The organism is Ensifer sp. KUDG1, assembly GCF_050434285.1.
GTDB lineage: Bacteria > Pseudomonadota > Alphaproteobacteria > Rhizobiales > Rhizobiaceae > Ensifer.
The window spans coordinates 247486-263563 of the sequence record NZ_JBNDIG010000006.1; the positions used below are offsets into that span (position 1 = coordinate 247486).

At 64.1% G+C, this 16078-nt stretch carries 12 protein-coding genes and 1 riboswitch; of the genes, 2 read left to right on the forward strand and 10 right to left on the reverse strand.

The window, feature by feature from the left end:
• Window positions 1-90: 90 nt before the first annotated feature.
• A riboswitch (TPP riboswitch) is annotated at window positions 91-219 on the reverse strand.
• 97 nt (window positions 220-316) lie between these two features.
• Both M2267_RS17420 and M2267_RS17425 read right to left on the reverse strand, forming a co-directional pair.
• On the reverse strand, window positions 317-1681 hold the full coding sequence (locus M2267_RS17420) for a sigma-54-dependent transcriptional regulator (protein WP_429115776.1): 1365 nt from the start codon (window positions 1679-1681) through the stop codon (window positions 317-319).
• Between the two features lie 3 nt (window positions 1682-1684).
• A complete protein-coding gene (locus M2267_RS17425) occupies window positions 1685-3553 on the reverse strand; it encodes an ATP-binding protein (RefSeq protein WP_429115778.1) in 1869 nt (622 codons plus the stop codon).
• A 228-nt stretch (window positions 3554-3781) separates the two neighbouring features.
• Between M2267_RS17425 and M2267_RS17430 the strand changes: the two genes are divergently transcribed.
• The gene (locus M2267_RS17430; protein WP_043617482.1) at window positions 3782-5107 is read left to right on the forward strand and encodes a dicarboxylate/amino acid:cation symporter; all 1326 of its coding nucleotides are present in this window, start codon (window positions 3782-3784) and stop codon (window positions 5105-5107) included.
• A gap of 76 nt (window positions 5108-5183) precedes the next feature.
• Here the strand turns inward: M2267_RS17430 and M2267_RS17435 are convergent, their stop codons facing one another.
• Window positions 5184-5903: a helix-turn-helix transcriptional regulator gene (locus M2267_RS17435; RefSeq protein ID WP_192450326.1), complete on the reverse strand. Its 720-nt coding sequence runs from the start codon at window positions 5901-5903 to the stop codon at window positions 5184-5186.
• Window positions 5904-5997: 94 nt separating this feature from the next.
• Between M2267_RS17435 and M2267_RS17440 the strand changes: the two genes are divergently transcribed.
• Window positions 5998-6609, forward strand: coding sequence for a glutathione S-transferase family protein (locus M2267_RS17440; protein ID WP_043617488.1), 612 nt, complete (start codon window positions 5998-6000; stop codon window positions 6607-6609).
• Between the two features lie 31 nt (window positions 6610-6640).
• On the opposite strand, the gene M2267_RS17445 is transcribed toward M2267_RS17440, so the two are convergent.
• The 7 genes from M2267_RS17445 to M2267_RS17475 all read right to left on the reverse strand — a co-directional run bounded on the left by M2267_RS17445 (window position 6641) and on the right by M2267_RS17475 (window position 16005).
• Entirely contained in the window at window positions 6641-7141 is a 501-nt protein-coding gene (locus M2267_RS17445) for a hypothetical protein (RefSeq protein ID WP_043617491.1), read from the reverse strand.
• A 95-nt stretch (window positions 7142-7236) separates the two neighbouring features.
• Complete coding sequence (locus tag M2267_RS17450) at window positions 7237-8160, reverse strand: response regulator (protein WP_429115781.1); 924 nt, start codon at window positions 8158-8160, stop codon at window positions 7237-7239.
• Window positions 8153-11539 (reverse strand): hybrid sensor histidine kinase/response regulator, encoded by a 3387-nt coding sequence (locus M2267_RS17455; protein ID WP_429115783.1) that lies wholly within the window; start codon window positions 11537-11539, stop codon window positions 8153-8155. Before M2267_RS17455 ends, M2267_RS17450 begins: the two co-directional genes overlap by 8 nt.
• 196 nt (window positions 11540-11735) lie before the next feature.
• On the reverse strand, window positions 11736-13139 hold the full coding sequence (locus M2267_RS17460) for a CehA/McbA family metallohydrolase (protein WP_429115785.1): 1404 nt from the start codon (window positions 13137-13139) through the stop codon (window positions 11736-11738).
• A gap of 7 nt (window positions 13140-13146) precedes the next feature.
• Window positions 13147-14250, reverse strand: a complete 1104-nt coding sequence (locus M2267_RS17465) for an ABC transporter ATP-binding protein (protein ID WP_429115786.1) — start codon at window positions 14248-14250, stop codon at window positions 13147-13149.
• 13 nt (window positions 14251-14263) lie between these two features.
• Window positions 14264-15097 carry a carbohydrate ABC transporter permease gene (locus M2267_RS17470; protein WP_429115788.1) on the reverse strand — a complete coding sequence of 278 codons (834 nt, stop codon included), beginning with the start codon at window positions 15095-15097 and terminating at the stop codon, window positions 14264-14266.
• Window positions 15097-16005, reverse strand: coding sequence for a carbohydrate ABC transporter permease (locus tag M2267_RS17475; protein ID WP_043617508.1), 909 nt, complete (start codon window positions 16003-16005; stop codon window positions 15097-15099). The genes M2267_RS17470 and M2267_RS17475 overlap by 1 nt, the downstream gene beginning before the upstream one ends.
• Window positions 16006-16078 lie beyond the last annotated feature (73 nt).

Consider the following 16078-nt stretch of genomic DNA (forward strand, 5'->3'; position numbering starts at 1 on the left):
GACGAGGCTCCAAGTTTGCGATTGGAGACCCAGTTCTGATGCCGGAAAGATGAAAGACGCTCCGCCAGGTGCTCACCGCACGGAATCCTGGCTTCGATATCTGCACCGTCCCTACGCCAGTATGAACTGGATCAGGTTCAACGGGTCACTGCGCTATAGCCGGCAAGCCGGCCATCCAGCAGAATCTCAGCCCCTTGCGGGACCCCCCTGGTGAATGCCTAGATCATAGCCATCGAACGGCCCGGGTCGTCAAGCGTGAATTCGCCTATCGACAAAGATGCGCCTAGTGCGTGTGTTTTCGGATTCGAGTTTGGCGCTAGCGGCCGGCCTTTTCCGGTGCTGTCCGCTCGGCATAATCGGCGCGATTGATGCCGTGGCGCTGGAGCTTGTCGTAGAAGGTCTTGCGCGGAATGCCGAGCGCCTCGATCGTCGCCTTGACGTCGCCGCGCTGAGCGCGCAACACCTCTTTCAAGATCTCCGCCTCGTAGCGTTCGAGCCGTTCCGGCAGCGCAAATCCGGGCTGTTCGGCGCGCTCAATCGGCTGTCCCAGCGGACCTTCGACACCAAGCGCCACGCGTTCGGCAAAGTGCGAGAGTTCACGCACATTGCCCGGCCAGGCATGCGTCATCAGATGCCGTTGTACGGCCGGAAAGATCATCGGCACGTCGCGCTTGAAGCGCTCGGCCGCCCGGGTCAGGAAGTGCGAGAAGAGTAGCGGGATATCGTCACGGCGTTCGCGCAGCGGCGGGATCGACAGCGTCACGACGTTCAATCGGAAGTAGAGGTCCTCGCGGAAATCGCCACGCTCCGCCGGATTGCCGAGATCGATCTTGGCAGCGGCAATGACGCGGATATCGACCGGACGAACCTGGTTGGTGCCAAGCGGCGTGATCTCGCGCGCTTCCAGAACGCGCAGCATCTTCACCTGCGTTGCCGGTGGCATCGCCTCGATCTCGTCGAGGAACAGCGTGCCGCCGCTCGCATGCTCGATCCGTCCGATGCGCTTCTTCAAGGCGCCGGTGAAGGCGCCCGGTTCATGGCCGAAGAGTTCGCTTTCGATGACCGTTTCGGGCAGCGCGCCGCAATTCAGCGCCACGAAGTTGCCGTTACGGCGGCGGCTCCAATTGTGAAGCAGCGTCGCCACCACTTCCTTGCCGCTGCCGGTCTCGCCGGCGACGAGCACGTCGACATCGGTATCGGCGATGTGCCGGATGGTCTGGCGCAGGTGCTCCATGGCCGGCGTCTGGCCGATCAGCGGCAGGCTGTCGCCGGCCGTCTCGGCGGCCCGCTTCAGCGCTCGGTTTTCCATCACGAGCCGGCGTTTTTCGAGCGCCCGGTGCACGCTTTGCACCAGCCGATCGGCGGCAAAGGGTTTTGGGATGAAGTCGTAGACGCCGTCCTGAAGCGCCTGCACCGCCATCGGGATATCGCCGTGGCCAGTCACGAGGATCACCGGCAGGTCTGCGTCGAAGGCTTCGATGCGGCGGAAGAAGGCGAGGCCGTCGATGCCCGGCATGCGGATATCGCTTACGACGATGCCGTCGAAATTGGCATCGAGCGTCTTCAACGCTTCGGCGGCGCTGGCAAACGGGATGACGGTGAGGCCGGCGAGTTCCAGCGTCTGCGTCATCGCCTTGCGCAGATGGGTGTCGTCGTCGACGAGATAGACGGTCGGCTGCATCGCTCAGGCCCTCTTCAGGCGAACCGTGAAGACGGTGCCCTTGTCGCTGGTGTCGACGGTGATATCGCCGCCATAATCGGCGACGATCTCCTTTGAGATGGCAAGGCCGAGGCCGAGGCCCTCGTCCTTCGAGGTGTTGAACGGCGTGAACAGATCCTCGCGGATATGCGGGGCAATGCCCGGGCCGTTGTCGGCAACGACGAGCGAAACCGTCCCGGAGGTGCTGTCCTCGCAGCGCACGCGGATCTCGGCGTCGGCACGCGCGCCGAGCGCTTCCAGCGCGTTCTGGAGAAGATTGATCAGCACCTGTTCCAGCCGGATGCGGCTGCCGAGCACGCGGAGGCCATTTTCCGGCAGGTCGATGACGATCGCATCCATGCGGCCGGCAAAGCGGCTGCGCAGCAACAACATCGCCCCTTCGATCACGTCGCGCATCGGCGTCGGTTCGGCGACGAAACGGCCCTTGCGGGCAAAGCTTCTGAGTTCGTCGGTGATGGTGCCGACCCGGTCGGTCAGTTCGGCGATGCTGACGAGGTTCTCGACCGCCGTCTGCTGCTGGCCCCGGTCAAGGAAGGTGCGGGCGTTGTCGGCATAGGCGCGGATGGTCGCGACCGGCTGGTTGATCTCGTGGGCGACGCCGGCTGCTACCTGGCCGAGGATCGCCAGTCGGTTCGCCTGGACGAGCTCCTGTTGCACCGCCTGCAGCTTTTCGCCGGTGCGCCGATGGTCGGCGATCTCCGTTTCGAGATGATCGCGGGCAAGGCTGAGATCATGGGTGCGCTCCGCCACACGGGTTTCCAACTCGTCGCGGGCGGCGCGATCGCGCGCCGAGACGAGCGCCAGCGTCTGGCGGCGGCGCAGGAGGAAGGTGGTAAGGGCGAGCAGCGGTGCGAGGAGGGCGAGCGCAATCAGCCGGGCCTCGCGGGTTGCCGCCGAGATCGCGCCGTCGAGCGGCGCCAGTTGCTCCAGCCGCCAGCTTGTGGTCGGCACCATGGTTTCGACTCGGAGGAACCGCCGCTCGCTGTCGCCGGGCAGGAGCGCGCGCAACTCGCTGGAACCGTCGCTCGTCGGTTCGATGTCGCGGAAGGGCAGCGGCAACAGTGAAGCATCGCCGAACTGCAGGCTGTCGCGGATGGCGGCGACGCGATCGCGCGGAATGGTCCTCGTCGTCATGAAGCGCCAGGACGGGAAGCTGGTGATCAGCACGATACCACGCCGGTCGGTGACGTAGACGGGCTTGCCGGAGGCGAGCCATTCGGCTTCCACGTCGTCGAATTCGAGCTTGGCGACGACGACGCCGATCGGACCGTTAGGGCCCTGGACCCGCCGGGAGATATAGAGACCGGGCCGCTTGCTGACATTGCCCATGGCGAAATGCTCGGCCTTGCCGTCGCGCATCGCCATGCGGAAATATTCGCGGAAGGCATAGTCGTTGCCGACGAAACTCGTCGGCTCGCGCCAGTTGCTGGCAGCGACCGCGACGCCATCAAGGCCGATCACGTAGATGACAGCGGCGTCGGTGTTGGCCGCCAGCGCCTGAAGTTTTTCGTCCAGCCGCTGCAGCGCCTCTGGGCTGCGGGTCGAAAGGGCCGCCTTCACCTCGACATCGTCGGCCAGCACCAGCGGCGTGGAGCGCTGGCGCTCGAGCACGGCGCGCAGCAGCGAGGCCTTCAGATTGGCATCGATCCGGCTTTGGGCATCGACAGTTTCGAGCGCCTGGCTTCGGCCGTATTCGCCGGCAAGCAGCAGCGCGGCGACAAGCAGCGCGACGGCAAGGCCGGCAAAGACCAGCCAGGTGCGGCGCATCGACTGGTCGAGATCTGCCATATTGAGGGGGGCGGAGAGGGCATCGAACATGGCCCAATTGTGCATTTTTTCGCTCAGGCTTCCAGATGGGCTGTGCGGAAATCCGCTCAACTCTTTGTGCGCACCAAGCCACCCGCACAAAACATCCTCATCAATTCAAAGGCTTGGTTTCTGCCGCGGCGAACTGGCACGGCCGTTGCAAATGACATCCTCATGACAGCCCGCGCTGTCGCGCATCGGAATTTGACCCGGGAGGCCCGGCATGACGCCGGACTGGGTCCAGTGGAGGATCTCATGATTATCGAACAATCCGCGGAACCGCGCGGCAAGACACCTTTCTATCGCCATCTCTATGTCCAGGTGCTGGTGGCGATCGCCGCCGGCATCCTGCTTGGCCATTTCTATCCGTCGCTCGGCACGGAACTGAAGCCCCTCGGCGACGCCTTCATCCGTCTCGTCAAGATGATCATCGCGCCGGTCATCTTCCTGACGGTTGCGACCGGCATTGCCGGCATGACCGATCTTGCCAAGGTCGGCCGCGTCGCCGGCAAGGCGATGATCTACTTCCTGACGTTTTCGACGCTGGCGCTGATCATCGGCCTGATCGTCGCCAATGTCGTGCAGCCGGGCGCCGGCATGCACATCGATCCGGCTTCGCTCGACGTCAAGGCCGTGACGACCTATGCCGAGAAGGCGCATGAGCAGACGATCACCGGCTTCCTGATGGGCATCATCCCGACGACGCTGGTCGGCGCCTTCGCCGATGGCGACATCCTGCAGGTGCTGTTCATTTCCGTGCTCTTCGGTCTGTCGCTCGCCATGGTCGGCAAGAAGGCCGAACCGGTCGTCGACTTCCTGCATGCGCTGACGCTGCCGGTCTTCAAGCTTGTCGGAATCCTGATGAAGGCGGCCCCGATCGGCGCCTTCGGTGCGATGGCCTTCACCATCGGCAAGTACGGCGTCGGCTCGATCGCCAACCTCGCGATGCTGATCGGCACCTTCTACATCACGTCCTTCCTCTTCGTGTTCATCGTTCTCGGCGCCGTTGCCCGCTACAACGGTTTCTCGATCGTGGCGCTCATCCGCTACATCAAGGAAGAGCTGCTGCTCGTTCTCGGCACCTCCTCGTCGGAAGCAGCCCTTCCGGGCCTGATGAGCAAGATGGAAAAGGCCGGCTGCAAGCGTTCGGTCGTCGGTCTCGTCATCCCGACCGGCTACTCCTTCAACCTCGACGGCACCAACATCTACATGACGCTGGCCGCGCTCTTCATCGCCCAGGCGATGGATATCCCGCTGTCGCTCGGCGACCAGGTGCTGCTGCTGCTCGTCGCGATGCTGAGCTCCAAGGGTGCCGCCGGCATCACCGGCGCCGGTTTCATCACGCTCGCTGCGACGCTCTCGGTCGTGCCGGCCGTACCGGTCGCCGGCATGGCGCTGATCCTCGGCATCGATCGCTTCATGTCGGAATGCCGGGCGCTGACCAACTTCGTCGGCAATGCGGTCGCAACCATCGTCGTTGCGAAGTGGGAAGGGGAACTCGACGAGGCACAGATGGCCGCGGTCCTTGGTGGCCGCACGCCGGAAGCCTTGCCGCAGCCGGCATTGCAGCCCGCGGAATAAGTTTGCCTCCCAAGGCATGACTGCGAAAGCAGTCCGGACGCGGCTCGTGGCAACACGGGCCGCGTTGTCGTTTGGGCTACTGGCCGCTCAAGGTCATCTTCGACGTTTCGGGCGCACCGGCGTTCAGATAGGCGACGAAGTCCCGGAGCATCGGCACCCGGCGCGGGCGGAAACTCTCCTCCGTCATCGCGACATCGACGATGCGGTCGACGCGGAACTTGCGGAAATCCTGGCGCAGGCAGCACCAGGCAAGCAGCACCAGCATCCGCTCGAGATAGACGATCGCCAGCGGCAGGACCTGTCGGTCGGTCCGCTGCTGGTCGGCGTCGACATAGCCGATCATGACCGCGCGCTCCTGCCAGCAGGCCTCACGCAAAAGAGCGACGTCGGCAACCGGCGGCTCCCGGCGCTCGAAGCGGTAGACCTGCGATGCCGCATGGAGCGCCTGGCGCTGCAACCGATCGGGCAGTGTCGCCGTTATCTTGGAAAGCACGGCGCCTGCTGCGGCCGCGAGATCCGGCTCTCCCATGTGCTGCACCTCGGCAAGGCCGAGCACCAGTGCCTCGATCTCCAGGCGCGTGAAAGTCTGTGGCGGCAAGGCGATGTCCTCCGTCAGCCGGTAGCCGAAGCCGCGCTCGCCGTCGATGACGGCGCCGGCGGCGCGCAGGCTGTCGATGTCCCGATAGAGCGAGCGCAACGACACGCCCGTTTCCTCGGCGAGGCGCGCGGCCGTTACCGGGGAGGGGAGTGTGCGAAGCGCCTGGAGCAGGCGGAACAGACGATCACTGCGGGCCATGACTTTGGAGGATAGAGGAAGCCTACTGACGAAAACTGGCAGTTGGCCGACTGTATAAGATCCGCATTGCCAAACGCAACCGAGGAACCAGACCATGCTGACACTCTTTCACGCCCCGCGCTCGCGCTCGTCGCGCATCATCACCCTGCTTCGCGAACTCGACGCCGTGGACAAGGTCGCGATCGAGATCGTCGATATCACTCGAGGCGATGGCAGCGGCCGCAAGGATCCGAAGAACCCGCATCCGGAAGGCAAGGTTCCGCTGCTCGTCCATGACGGCGTCGTGCTCTGGGAGAGCATCGCGATCATCCAGTACCTGACGGATCTCTTTCCGGAAAAGCAGATGGCGCCGGTCGCAGGTGACCCGCAGCGCGGTCGGTATCTGAGCTGGCTTGCCTGGTATGCCGGCGTCGTCGAGCCGGTGCTGATCACCCACGCTGCCGGGCTCTCGCACCCCTATCTCGACGCCACGTTCCGCGGCCCGGCGGAAATCGCAGAGCGGCTCGAAAACGCCTTGAAGGACAGTCCCTATCTGATGGGCGACCGCTATACGGCCGTCGACCTTCTGCTGCACTCGCCCTTTGCCTGGTATCCGGCGGCAACGCCCGATAGCGCCGTCGTCAATGCCTGGGTCGAGCGCTGCGGCGAGCGCCCGTCGCTGCAATGGACCACCGACTTCGACAATCGCACCACGGCTGCGGCCTGATCGCCGGCCAAGGCCGCTCCGGTGGGGCGGCCTATTTTCGCTTGAGATTGATCTCGCTCGTCACCACCCGCTTTCCCGAAGCGGGATCGACATCGATGGTCGTCAACCGCATTCCATTGGCGCCGATCTTGCGCAAGGTGAGGTCGGCGCTGCGGTCGCCGTTGACTTCCTTGGCCCAGCGGATGGTGAGGTTGATCGCGTCGCCGCGCCGGCTGCCATTAAGGCCGGCGCGCCCGCCGCGCGGGCCGAGATAGGAGCCGCTATAGGTCGAGCCGGAATAGCGCAGCTTCGCGTCGACCGAGCGCGAGATCACGAGCAGGCCGCGGCAGACGCCCTCCATCGACAGGGCAAGGCCGCTGGCCTCGGAATTGAAGCTGCAGGTGACATTGACCGGCGACAGGTTGGTGCGGATGCGCACCGTTCCTGTTCCCGCCCAGTTGCCGCCGAGCGTCTTCAGGAAAGCGCCTTCGTCTGCGCGCGCACCGCCGGCAGCGAGTGCGGTCATGGCGACAAGCAGCAACCATTGGGGCATGGACGCAACCCTCCCTCCAGGGCGTCGATCTTACAAAAAGGGCATCTGGATAACCAGCCAAACGTGTGACGGCGGCGGATGTTCCGTTCGCGGCGTCATATTCCGTGCAGAACCTGCGTGGCTTTCACCGCGGCGGACGCCCGGTTCTCGACACCGAGCTTCACATAGATCTGCTCCAGATGCTTGGTGACGGTGCGCGCGCTCAGGCCGAGGATCTCGCCGATGTCGCGGTTCGCTTTGCCCTTGGCGATCCACAGCAGCACCTCCGATTCCCTGGGGGTCAATGCGAAGTGCTGACGCAACACCGCATCGTCTGAGCGGCGATTTTCGGCCGTGAGGCGGAAGAGGTGTTCATTCGGACCGATCGAGCCGAGGAAGGATATCTGCAGCGACGACTGCTCCGGCTGGTCGAGCGTGAAGCTGCCGTCTTCGGGCACGCTGGCGCGCAGGCGGGTTGCCATCCAGCCCGCGATGCGCCGGGTGACGATTGCCATGCCATCGTCGCGGCCGGTTGCGGCGTTGACGAGACGCGTTGCCTGGGGCGTCGACCAGCAGACGCTCCCGTCGCCGCGCACCGCGAGCAGGTGGCGGCCGGCCGCGTCGAGGGCGACCCTTGCGCTCTGGGCCGAGCGGGCATTGGAGAGATGGACGCGGATGCGCGCCCTCAACTCGTCGATGTTGATCGGCTTGGTCAGATAGTCGACGCCGCCGGCCTCGAGCGCGCGCACCACGTGTTCGGTCTCTGTCAGCCCGGTCATGAACAGCACCGGCGTCTGGCCGACGGCGGCGTTGCCCTTGAGGCGGCGGCAGGTCTCGAAGCCGTCGATGCCGGGCATGACGGCATCGAGCAGGATGACGTCGGGCGTGATGCGCTCGGCAATCGAAAGGGCGGCGTTGCCGGAGGTCGCGATCAGCACGGAAAAGCCGGATTGCTCCAGCGCTTCCGTCAGGAAGCCGAGCGCCTCCGGGGAATCGTCGACGAGAAGCACGATGTCGCGGCGGTCGCTGGTCTCAGCCATGAGCATCGTCTCCGTTGGCCGCGTTGTTCTTGAGGAAAGCGTCGTAGCCCGAGAGGTCGAAGGCCTGCACATAGGCGCGGGCGGCCTCGGCGAAGGGCTGGTGTTCGGGCTGCAGGGCAATCTCCGTCAGTTTGGCCTCGATGCCCCTGACGTAGCCGATCTCTCCAAGGCGGATCAGTTCTTCCACGTGATAGGCGTCGGGGCGCGTCAACGGTGCGGCCGCCGGCGACGGGTGTGCTTGCTTCTCCTCTCCCTCGTGAACCCAGGTGAGGCCAAGGTGCACGGCGAGCTTGTCGGCGAGTTGGCCGACCGGGAAGGGCTTGGCGAGCGTGTCGCTGTGGCCGCGGAACGCTCCGGTCGCCGAACCGTCGCCGATATTGGCCGACAGCATGATGATCGGCGCGGTCTGTCCGCCCTGGCGCAGCCGATCGACAAGCTCCCAGCCGCTCATGCCCGGCATCGAGATATCGATGAGAAAGAGGTCGGCGCCGAGGTCTTGAAGCAGCGCCAGGCAATCGGCTCCGGACGCGGCGGTCAGCACCGTGAAGTCCATCGGCACGAGGATTTCGCGCATGAGGTCACGATGGTCGGCGTTGTCGTCGACGACAATGATGGTGCGGCGCGGGCCGAGATAGGAGGTGATGCGGCGCGGGGCTGCGGGAGGTAGCGGACGATCGACCGCCGACAGCATCAGCCGCACCCGGAAGCTGGTGCCTTGCCCGAGCGCACTGGTGACTGAAATTTCGCCGCCAAGCGTCTGCGTCAAAAGCCGCGTGATCGTGAGGCCAAGGCCGAGGCCCGGCATGCCGCCTTGATGTTCGGCCTCGCCGCGCTGGAAGGGATCGAAGATGCGCGGCAGGTCCTTGTCGGCAATGCCGCGGCCGCTGTCGGCAATGGTGAAGGTCGCCACCTGGCTGCGATAGATGACATCCAGACGAATGCCGCCGCGCTCGGTGAACTTCAATGCGTTGGATAGGAGATTGACGAGGATCTGCCGCAGGCGCTTTTCGTCGGTCTTCACGTAGCGTGGCAGGCCGCTAGCGCGCTCGTGCTCGAAGCTGATGCCCTTGGCCAATGCCTGCGGCCGAAACATTTCGACGATCTGGTCGAGGAAGTCGTGAATGTTGATCTCATTGGAATAGACCTGCAGCTTGCCGGCCTCGATCTTCGAGATATCCAAGAGGCCGTCAATCAGGCCGGAGAGGTGATCGGCGCTGCGTTTGATGACCTTGATCGCGCCCTGGCGCGCCGGCGGTATCGTCTCGTCGCGCTCCAGCACCTGGGCGTAGCCGAGCACGGCGTTGAGCGGCGTTCGGAGTTCATGGCTGAGGCCAACGACATAGCGGCTCTTGGCGCGGTTGGCGGCCTCCGCCGTTTCCTTCGCTTGCTGCAGGGCGGCGTCGGTCTTCTTGTGGGCGGCGATTTCCTTCAGGAGCAACGTGTTCTGCCGGGAGGATTCTTCCTCGGCGACCACCCGGCTGTCATGGGCAAGCACGTAGAACCACGAGACGATGCCGGCGAGCACGGCAAAGACGAAGAAGACGACGGCGACGGTGCGCTCGACGACGGCCTTCACCTCAGGGGATGCGCCGGCGGTCTGGTGGGCGATCATTGCGAGGATGAGGCCGATGCCGGCGATCGACAGCACCGCAGAGATCGCGTAGCGGCCGAGCCGCGTCGCGAGTTTCTCGGTGACGGTGCGCGGAAGCAGGGTGTTGGCCACGGTCGCGACCTGAGCGTTGAAGCGCGCCTTCGGCTTGCACATGTCATGGCAGCGGCTATCGAGCGAGCAGCAGAGCGAGCAGATCGGCGCCGCATAGGCTGGGCACCAGGCCATGTCCTCCGGCTCGAACGGGTGCTCGCAGATCGAACAGGTGATGTCCGTCCGGTTCGCCCAGCTCCGGCGCGGTTTGCGGGCAAGATAGAACTTGCCGTCGGTCGCCCAGGCGATCGCAGGCGAGGCGATGAAGGCGGCGACCAGCGCGATATAGGGGGCGAGCGAGGCAGCGATTTCGCCGAAGGCGCCGAAATGCGCTGTCAGTGCCACCGTCGCCGAGATCGCCATAGCGCCGAGGCCGACAGGGTTGATGTCATAGAGATGGGCGCGCTTGAACTCGATGCCCGGCGGCGACAAACCAAGCGGCTTGTTGACGAAGAGGTCGGCCGAAATCGTGCAGAGCCAGGCCATGGCGATGATCGAGAAGACGCCGAGCGTTTCTTCGAGCAGCCGGTAGATGCCGAGTTCCATCAACAGAAGCGCGATCGCGACGTTGAACACCAGCCAAACGACGCGGCCCGGGTGGCTGTGGGTGAGCCGCGAGAAGAAGTTCGACCAGGCGAGCGACCCGGCATAGGCGTTCATGACGTTGATCTTCAACTGCGACACGACGACGAAGGCGACCATCAGCAGCAGTGCTGCCGTTTCCGACGGGATCATGTAGCCGAAGGCGGTGTAGTACATCTGCGCCGGATCGGCAGCCTTGGTCGATGGCACCCCGGCCGAAAGCGCCAGCACCACCAGGAAGGAGCCTGCGAGCAATTTCGGCGCGCCGACGATCACCCAGCCAGAGCCGGCGAGAAAGACGGCGATGCGATGATGCAGCTTGCGCTGCCCGTCCGGTGGCAGGAAGCGCAGGAAGTCGACCTGTTCGCCGATCTGCGCCATCAGCGCGAAGATCACGGCAGATGCCGCGCCGAATTCGACGAGATCGAACGGCGCGAAGGTGCCGGGTGGACCCGATGCGTGATGCATGCCCGCATAGGCGAGCCAGGTGCCGACCTTTTCCCAATCGGCGAAGGCAATGAAGACGAAAGGCAGGACGTTGAGCACGATCCAGAACGGCTGCGTGATCAGCTGGAACTTGCTGATCAGCCGCACGCCGTGGGTGACGAGCGGGATGACGACGACTGCGCTCAGGATGTAGCCGATCCACAGGGGAATACCGAGCGCCAGTTCGAGCGCGCCCGACATGATCGAGGCCTCGATCGCAAAGAGGATGAAGGTGAAGCTGGCATAAATCAGCGAGGTCACCGTCGAGCCAATGTAGCCGAAGCTGGCGCCGCGGGTCAGAAGATCGATGTCGACGCCGTGGCGGATCGCATAACGGCTGATCGGCAGCCCGACAGTCAGGATCATCAGGCTGGCGACGGCGATCGCGACGATCGCATTGGTCGTGCCGTAGGACATGGTGATGGCGCCGCCGATCGCTTCCAGTGCCAGGAAGGAGATGGCGCCGATGGCGGTCTGTGAAATGCGTTCGGAGGAGAAGCGTCGCGCGCTCTTGGCGGTGAAGCGCAGCGCATAGTCTTCAAGCGTCTGGTTGGCGACCCAACGATTGTATTCCCGCCTTACGGGAATGATGCGCTGGCGTGCCGCCATGGGAGTCCTAACGTACTGTCGAGAGCGTCATTGCCTCTTTTCTTAGCACGGAAGATTTCTGCTTAAAATTGCTGCAAACGAAAAATTTGCGGGAAGGGCAGACTGGGGCGCCCCTTCCCAATGACCATAGGTCAATGGACGGCAGGCGCTAGTTGATGCCGTGGAAACCAATTCAAACGCGAGCAGGAAGCGTGCGTCAGCCAGCGCGGCAATAGATTGGGTTGCTGATCGCCCGGCGGATCGTCTGGCGGGCGATATCCTCGTCGGAAAGCTGCCAGGGCGGGTTTTTACCGGCGAATGCGTCGCGGAACTCGGTAACGATCGTCTCGCGGCTTGCGATGGCGACGATTTCGGTCCGCAGGAAGCGATCGGGCGAACCGGCATAGTGGCCGGTCCAATCGTCGGCTTCGATCACCTGTTCGCTGACGATGCCTGACGCGTCGAGCCACAGCAGCCTGTCGCCGCTGGCGCCGCGAACCAAAGCCTCTGCAGCCACCGGGCCAGCTACCGTCGATCCCATCGGCTGGCCGTTGGCAACCAGTTCCAGATGCGGCCCGGTTGGGCTTTCCGTGACATAGCCGTGGCCTGATTTCATGGCCCCGAGCACGGCGTCTTCGGAGAGCTCATTCAGATAGAGAACCGTCGTCGGCCGAGCAAGAACCAGCGGTCCCTCGGGCATCAGCCGCTCCGGCTGATGGAAATCGCTGCCGCCGATCGCCGAGATCTTCAGACCCGAGGCAAGGCGCTGTTGGTAGCGCTCCAGCGAAACCCAGTTCCAGGCGAGCCAATGGGATTGCCAGACCTCCATGCAGTCGATCTTAGGCAGGTCGTAGTCCCAGGGGATGGTCGGCTTGTCGTGGTTGACCGAGAGCAGGCCGCTACGCTCGTGTACCATGCGTGCGAGCGTGTGGGCATGTTCCGGCTTCGTCATGCGAAAGTCGATCCAGTCGTCGACGCCGAAGACATTGGCATGGCCGACCGCGGTGGTGATTTCCATGGCACGGACGAAGACGAGGTCGGCGGAGGAATGCGGATGGAAGTAGCGCCGCTGGGTGATGGTGTTGTGGTCGGCGACCGCAAGAAAATCGAGGCCAGCCTGTTTGGCGGCGGCGTGCAGCAGCTCGGGCGAGCCGGCCGCATCCGAGTGGAAGGTGTGGCAGTGCAGATCGCCGCGATACCATCCGGCATGTTTGCGCACCGGGAACGTTCTTTCCGGCTGCGGCACGATGGAGCGCGGGCTTCTGTCGAAATCGACCGTCACGCGCACTTCGGCGCCTTCTTCGGGGATCTTGTAGAGGCCGAGCATCACCTTCCACTGGCCGGGCGGCATCTCGCCGTGGATGTAGCCGGGCGTGGCGTCGTCGGTGGCGACGAAGAAACGGTCACGCGCGCCACCGCTCCAGCCGCGAAAGCCTTGGCGGGTCGGATAATCGGTCGCCCGCGGATCGAGCGCGCCGAGATCGATGATGCAATCCTCCGCCTTCGGATAGCTTAGCGTGGCCTCGATGCGCGTCACCCCATCGGGCACCTCGAAGGGGAGGTAGAAATAGGGATCGGCCGCCTGATGCTGCCGGGTGATCCGGATGAAAAACTCCTGCATGGTTGCCTCAGCGCTCGTCGGAGGCGGGAATATGGGCGCCGCTGTCGTCGAAGAGGGTGATGTGCCTGGCGTCGAAGGCGAGATGGACTGATGTTCCGACCTTGATCTCGTCGTCGGTGAAGATGCGCGCGGTGACGCGACCGTTGTCGCCGCGCTCCAACGTGACGAGGCTCTCCGGTCCCATGTTCTCGTTGGCGAAGAGTTCGCCGGAGACCACGTTCGGGTCACCCGCGGCAGCAATGCGCAGATGTTCGGGACGAACACCGAGCGTCATCTTGCCTGATTTCGCCGCCTTAGCGATGGCGCCCGTGAGTGCGATCGGGGCAAGCTGGAGGCCATCGGCCTTTAGGTGCAATGCGCCTTCGCCGATGGATGCCGCGACCGGCACCAGGTTCATCGGCGGATTGCCGACGAAGTTGGCGACGAAGGTCGTCGCCGGCCGGCGGTAGATCTCGATCGGCGGGGCGAACTGAACGATCCGGCCCTTGTCCATGACTGCTATGCGGGTCGCAAGCGCCATGGCTTCGGCCTGGTCGTGGGTGACGTAGACCGCGGTCATGCCCATGTCACGCTGCAGATGGTTGAGGAAGCCGCGCGCCTCGAGGCGCAGCTTGGCGTCGAGGTTCGAAAGCGGTTCGTCGAAAAGATAGACGTCGCTCGGATAGACCAGCGCACGCGCCAGCGACGTGCGCTGCTGCTGGCCGCCGGAGATCTGGCTCGGCAGGCGCTTCATCAGGTCGCCGATCTTGAGCACGTCGGCCACTTCCTTGGCGCGGGCGTGACGCTTGGTCTCCTGCTCGCCGCGGACTTTCAGGGGGTAGGCGATGTTGTCGGCGATGTTCATGTGCGGGTAGAGCGCGTAGTCCTGGAAGACCATGGAAATGCCGCGGTCCTTCGGATGCAAATAGGTGACGTCGCGGCCGCCGATCATCACCCGGCCGGAGGTCGGGGTTTCGAGTCCCGCGATCATGCGCAGACTCGTCGTCTTGCCGCAGCCCGAGGGGCCGAGCAGGCAGATGAATTCGCCGTCGGCGATCTGGAAGCTGATATCGGGCACGGCGACGAAAGCGCCGAAGGTCTTGGAGATGTTCTGGAATTCGACAGAGGCCATGACAGATTTCCGATTACGACTTGATGCCACCGAAGAACCGGAAACCGAATTTCCAATTCACGAAGAGATAGAGGGCGATGACCGGCAGGGAGTAGATCAGCGAATAGGCGGCGAGCAGCGTGACGATCGGCGTGCCGGCCTCCGAATAGAAGGAGTAGATGGCGACCGACGCCGGCATCAGCTTGTCGCTGCGCAGCAGGATGAAGGGAATGAGGAAGCTGCCCCAGATGTTGACGAAGGCCCAGACGACGACCACCACGATGCCCGGCCGGATGACCGGCAGCGCCACATCGAAGAAGGCCTGGAGTGGCGAGGCGCCGGCGACCATGGCGCTCTCTTCATAGGAGCGCGGGATGGCGTCGATGAAATCGCGCAGAATGAACATCGCCGTCGGCAGCAGCCCGCCGGCAAAGACAAGGATGACGGCGAGATGGGTATCGATCAGCCCGGCCGCCGAGATGATCAGGAAGATCGGCACCATCGCCGCCGAGCCTGAAACGACCGACGAGAAGAGCAGCAGGATGTAGGTGACGGCGCCCTTGCCAGGGATCGGCGAGCGCGAGAGGGCATAGGCGGCAAGTGTCGCCGCCGCGCCGACCAGCACCACGCCGCCCGCCGCCTGGATCAGGCTATTGAGCAGTGCCTGCATGGCAAACGTGTTCTGGAAGACGGTGGCGAAATTCGAGAGCGTGAAGGGCGAGGGGATCGCGAGCCCGAGTTCGGCACGCGCGTTGAACGGTGCGAAGATGAACCAGACGAGCGGCAGCGCGAAGACAGTGCCGAGGAAGGTGGCGGCGGCCGCAAAGATCGTGCGCCGCACGAAGATGTTCTGGGCTTTCTTCTGCATCATTCCGCCTCCACCGGCTTCTTGTGGGCAAGCCGAAGATAGACGAGGGCGAATGCCAGGTTGATCAGCATGATGACGACGCCGACGGCGGCTCCCTTGCCGAACTCGAAATCCTTGAAGGCGATGCGGTAGGTGTAGATCGAGAGGATTTCGGTGCGATAGGACGGCCCGCCATGGGTGAGCAGGAATGGCGTGAAGACGTTGAAGGTCCACATCGTGATGAGGATCAGGTCGGTGACGACATGGCCGCGGATCAAGGGCAGCGCGATGTCGCGCAGCTTCTGCCAGGAGGTGGCGCCGGCCACATCTGCCGCCTGGAAATAACTTGGCGGGATCGACTGGAAGGCCGAGTTGAACAGCATCATCGAGAAGGCGGCACCCCGCCAGGTGTTGAAGAACACGATCACCCAGAAGGGCTGCTGCAACAACCAGTCGCCGGGCGGCAGGCCGAGGCCGCGCAGGATCATGTTGAGCGTGCCGTTGTCGTAGTCGAGGAAGGCGAACCAGGCGAAGCCGATCACCACCTCCGGCAGGATCCAGGCGGCGATGACAGCCGTCTGCAGGAAGGACTTGAGCGTCGGCGTGACTGTCTGGCTGAGCCAGGCGAGCAGCAGGCCGAGCAGCGCCTGGCCGATCAGGGCCGAGAGCAGCACGAACTGGATCGTCAGGATCAGCGAAAAGCCGAACTGGCCGCGGGTGAAGAAGGTCGCGGGATTGAAGAGTGCGAAATAGTTCTGCAGGCCGACGAAATCGGGATCGACGGCCGTGCGCCCCAGCAGCGTGCGGTTGGTGAAGGATACGAAGATCACCCAGAAGAAGGGAATGATGACGAAGACCCCGACGAGGGCCGACGCCGGTGCCAGGAAAAGCGCGCCGGCGCGCGTCGAAAGCAGGGAGAATTTCTTCATGCGCGTTTCATGCCCATATCCTGGATCGGGAGCCCGGCCACGGATGGCAGCCGGGCGCTCTGTCGTTGGATCG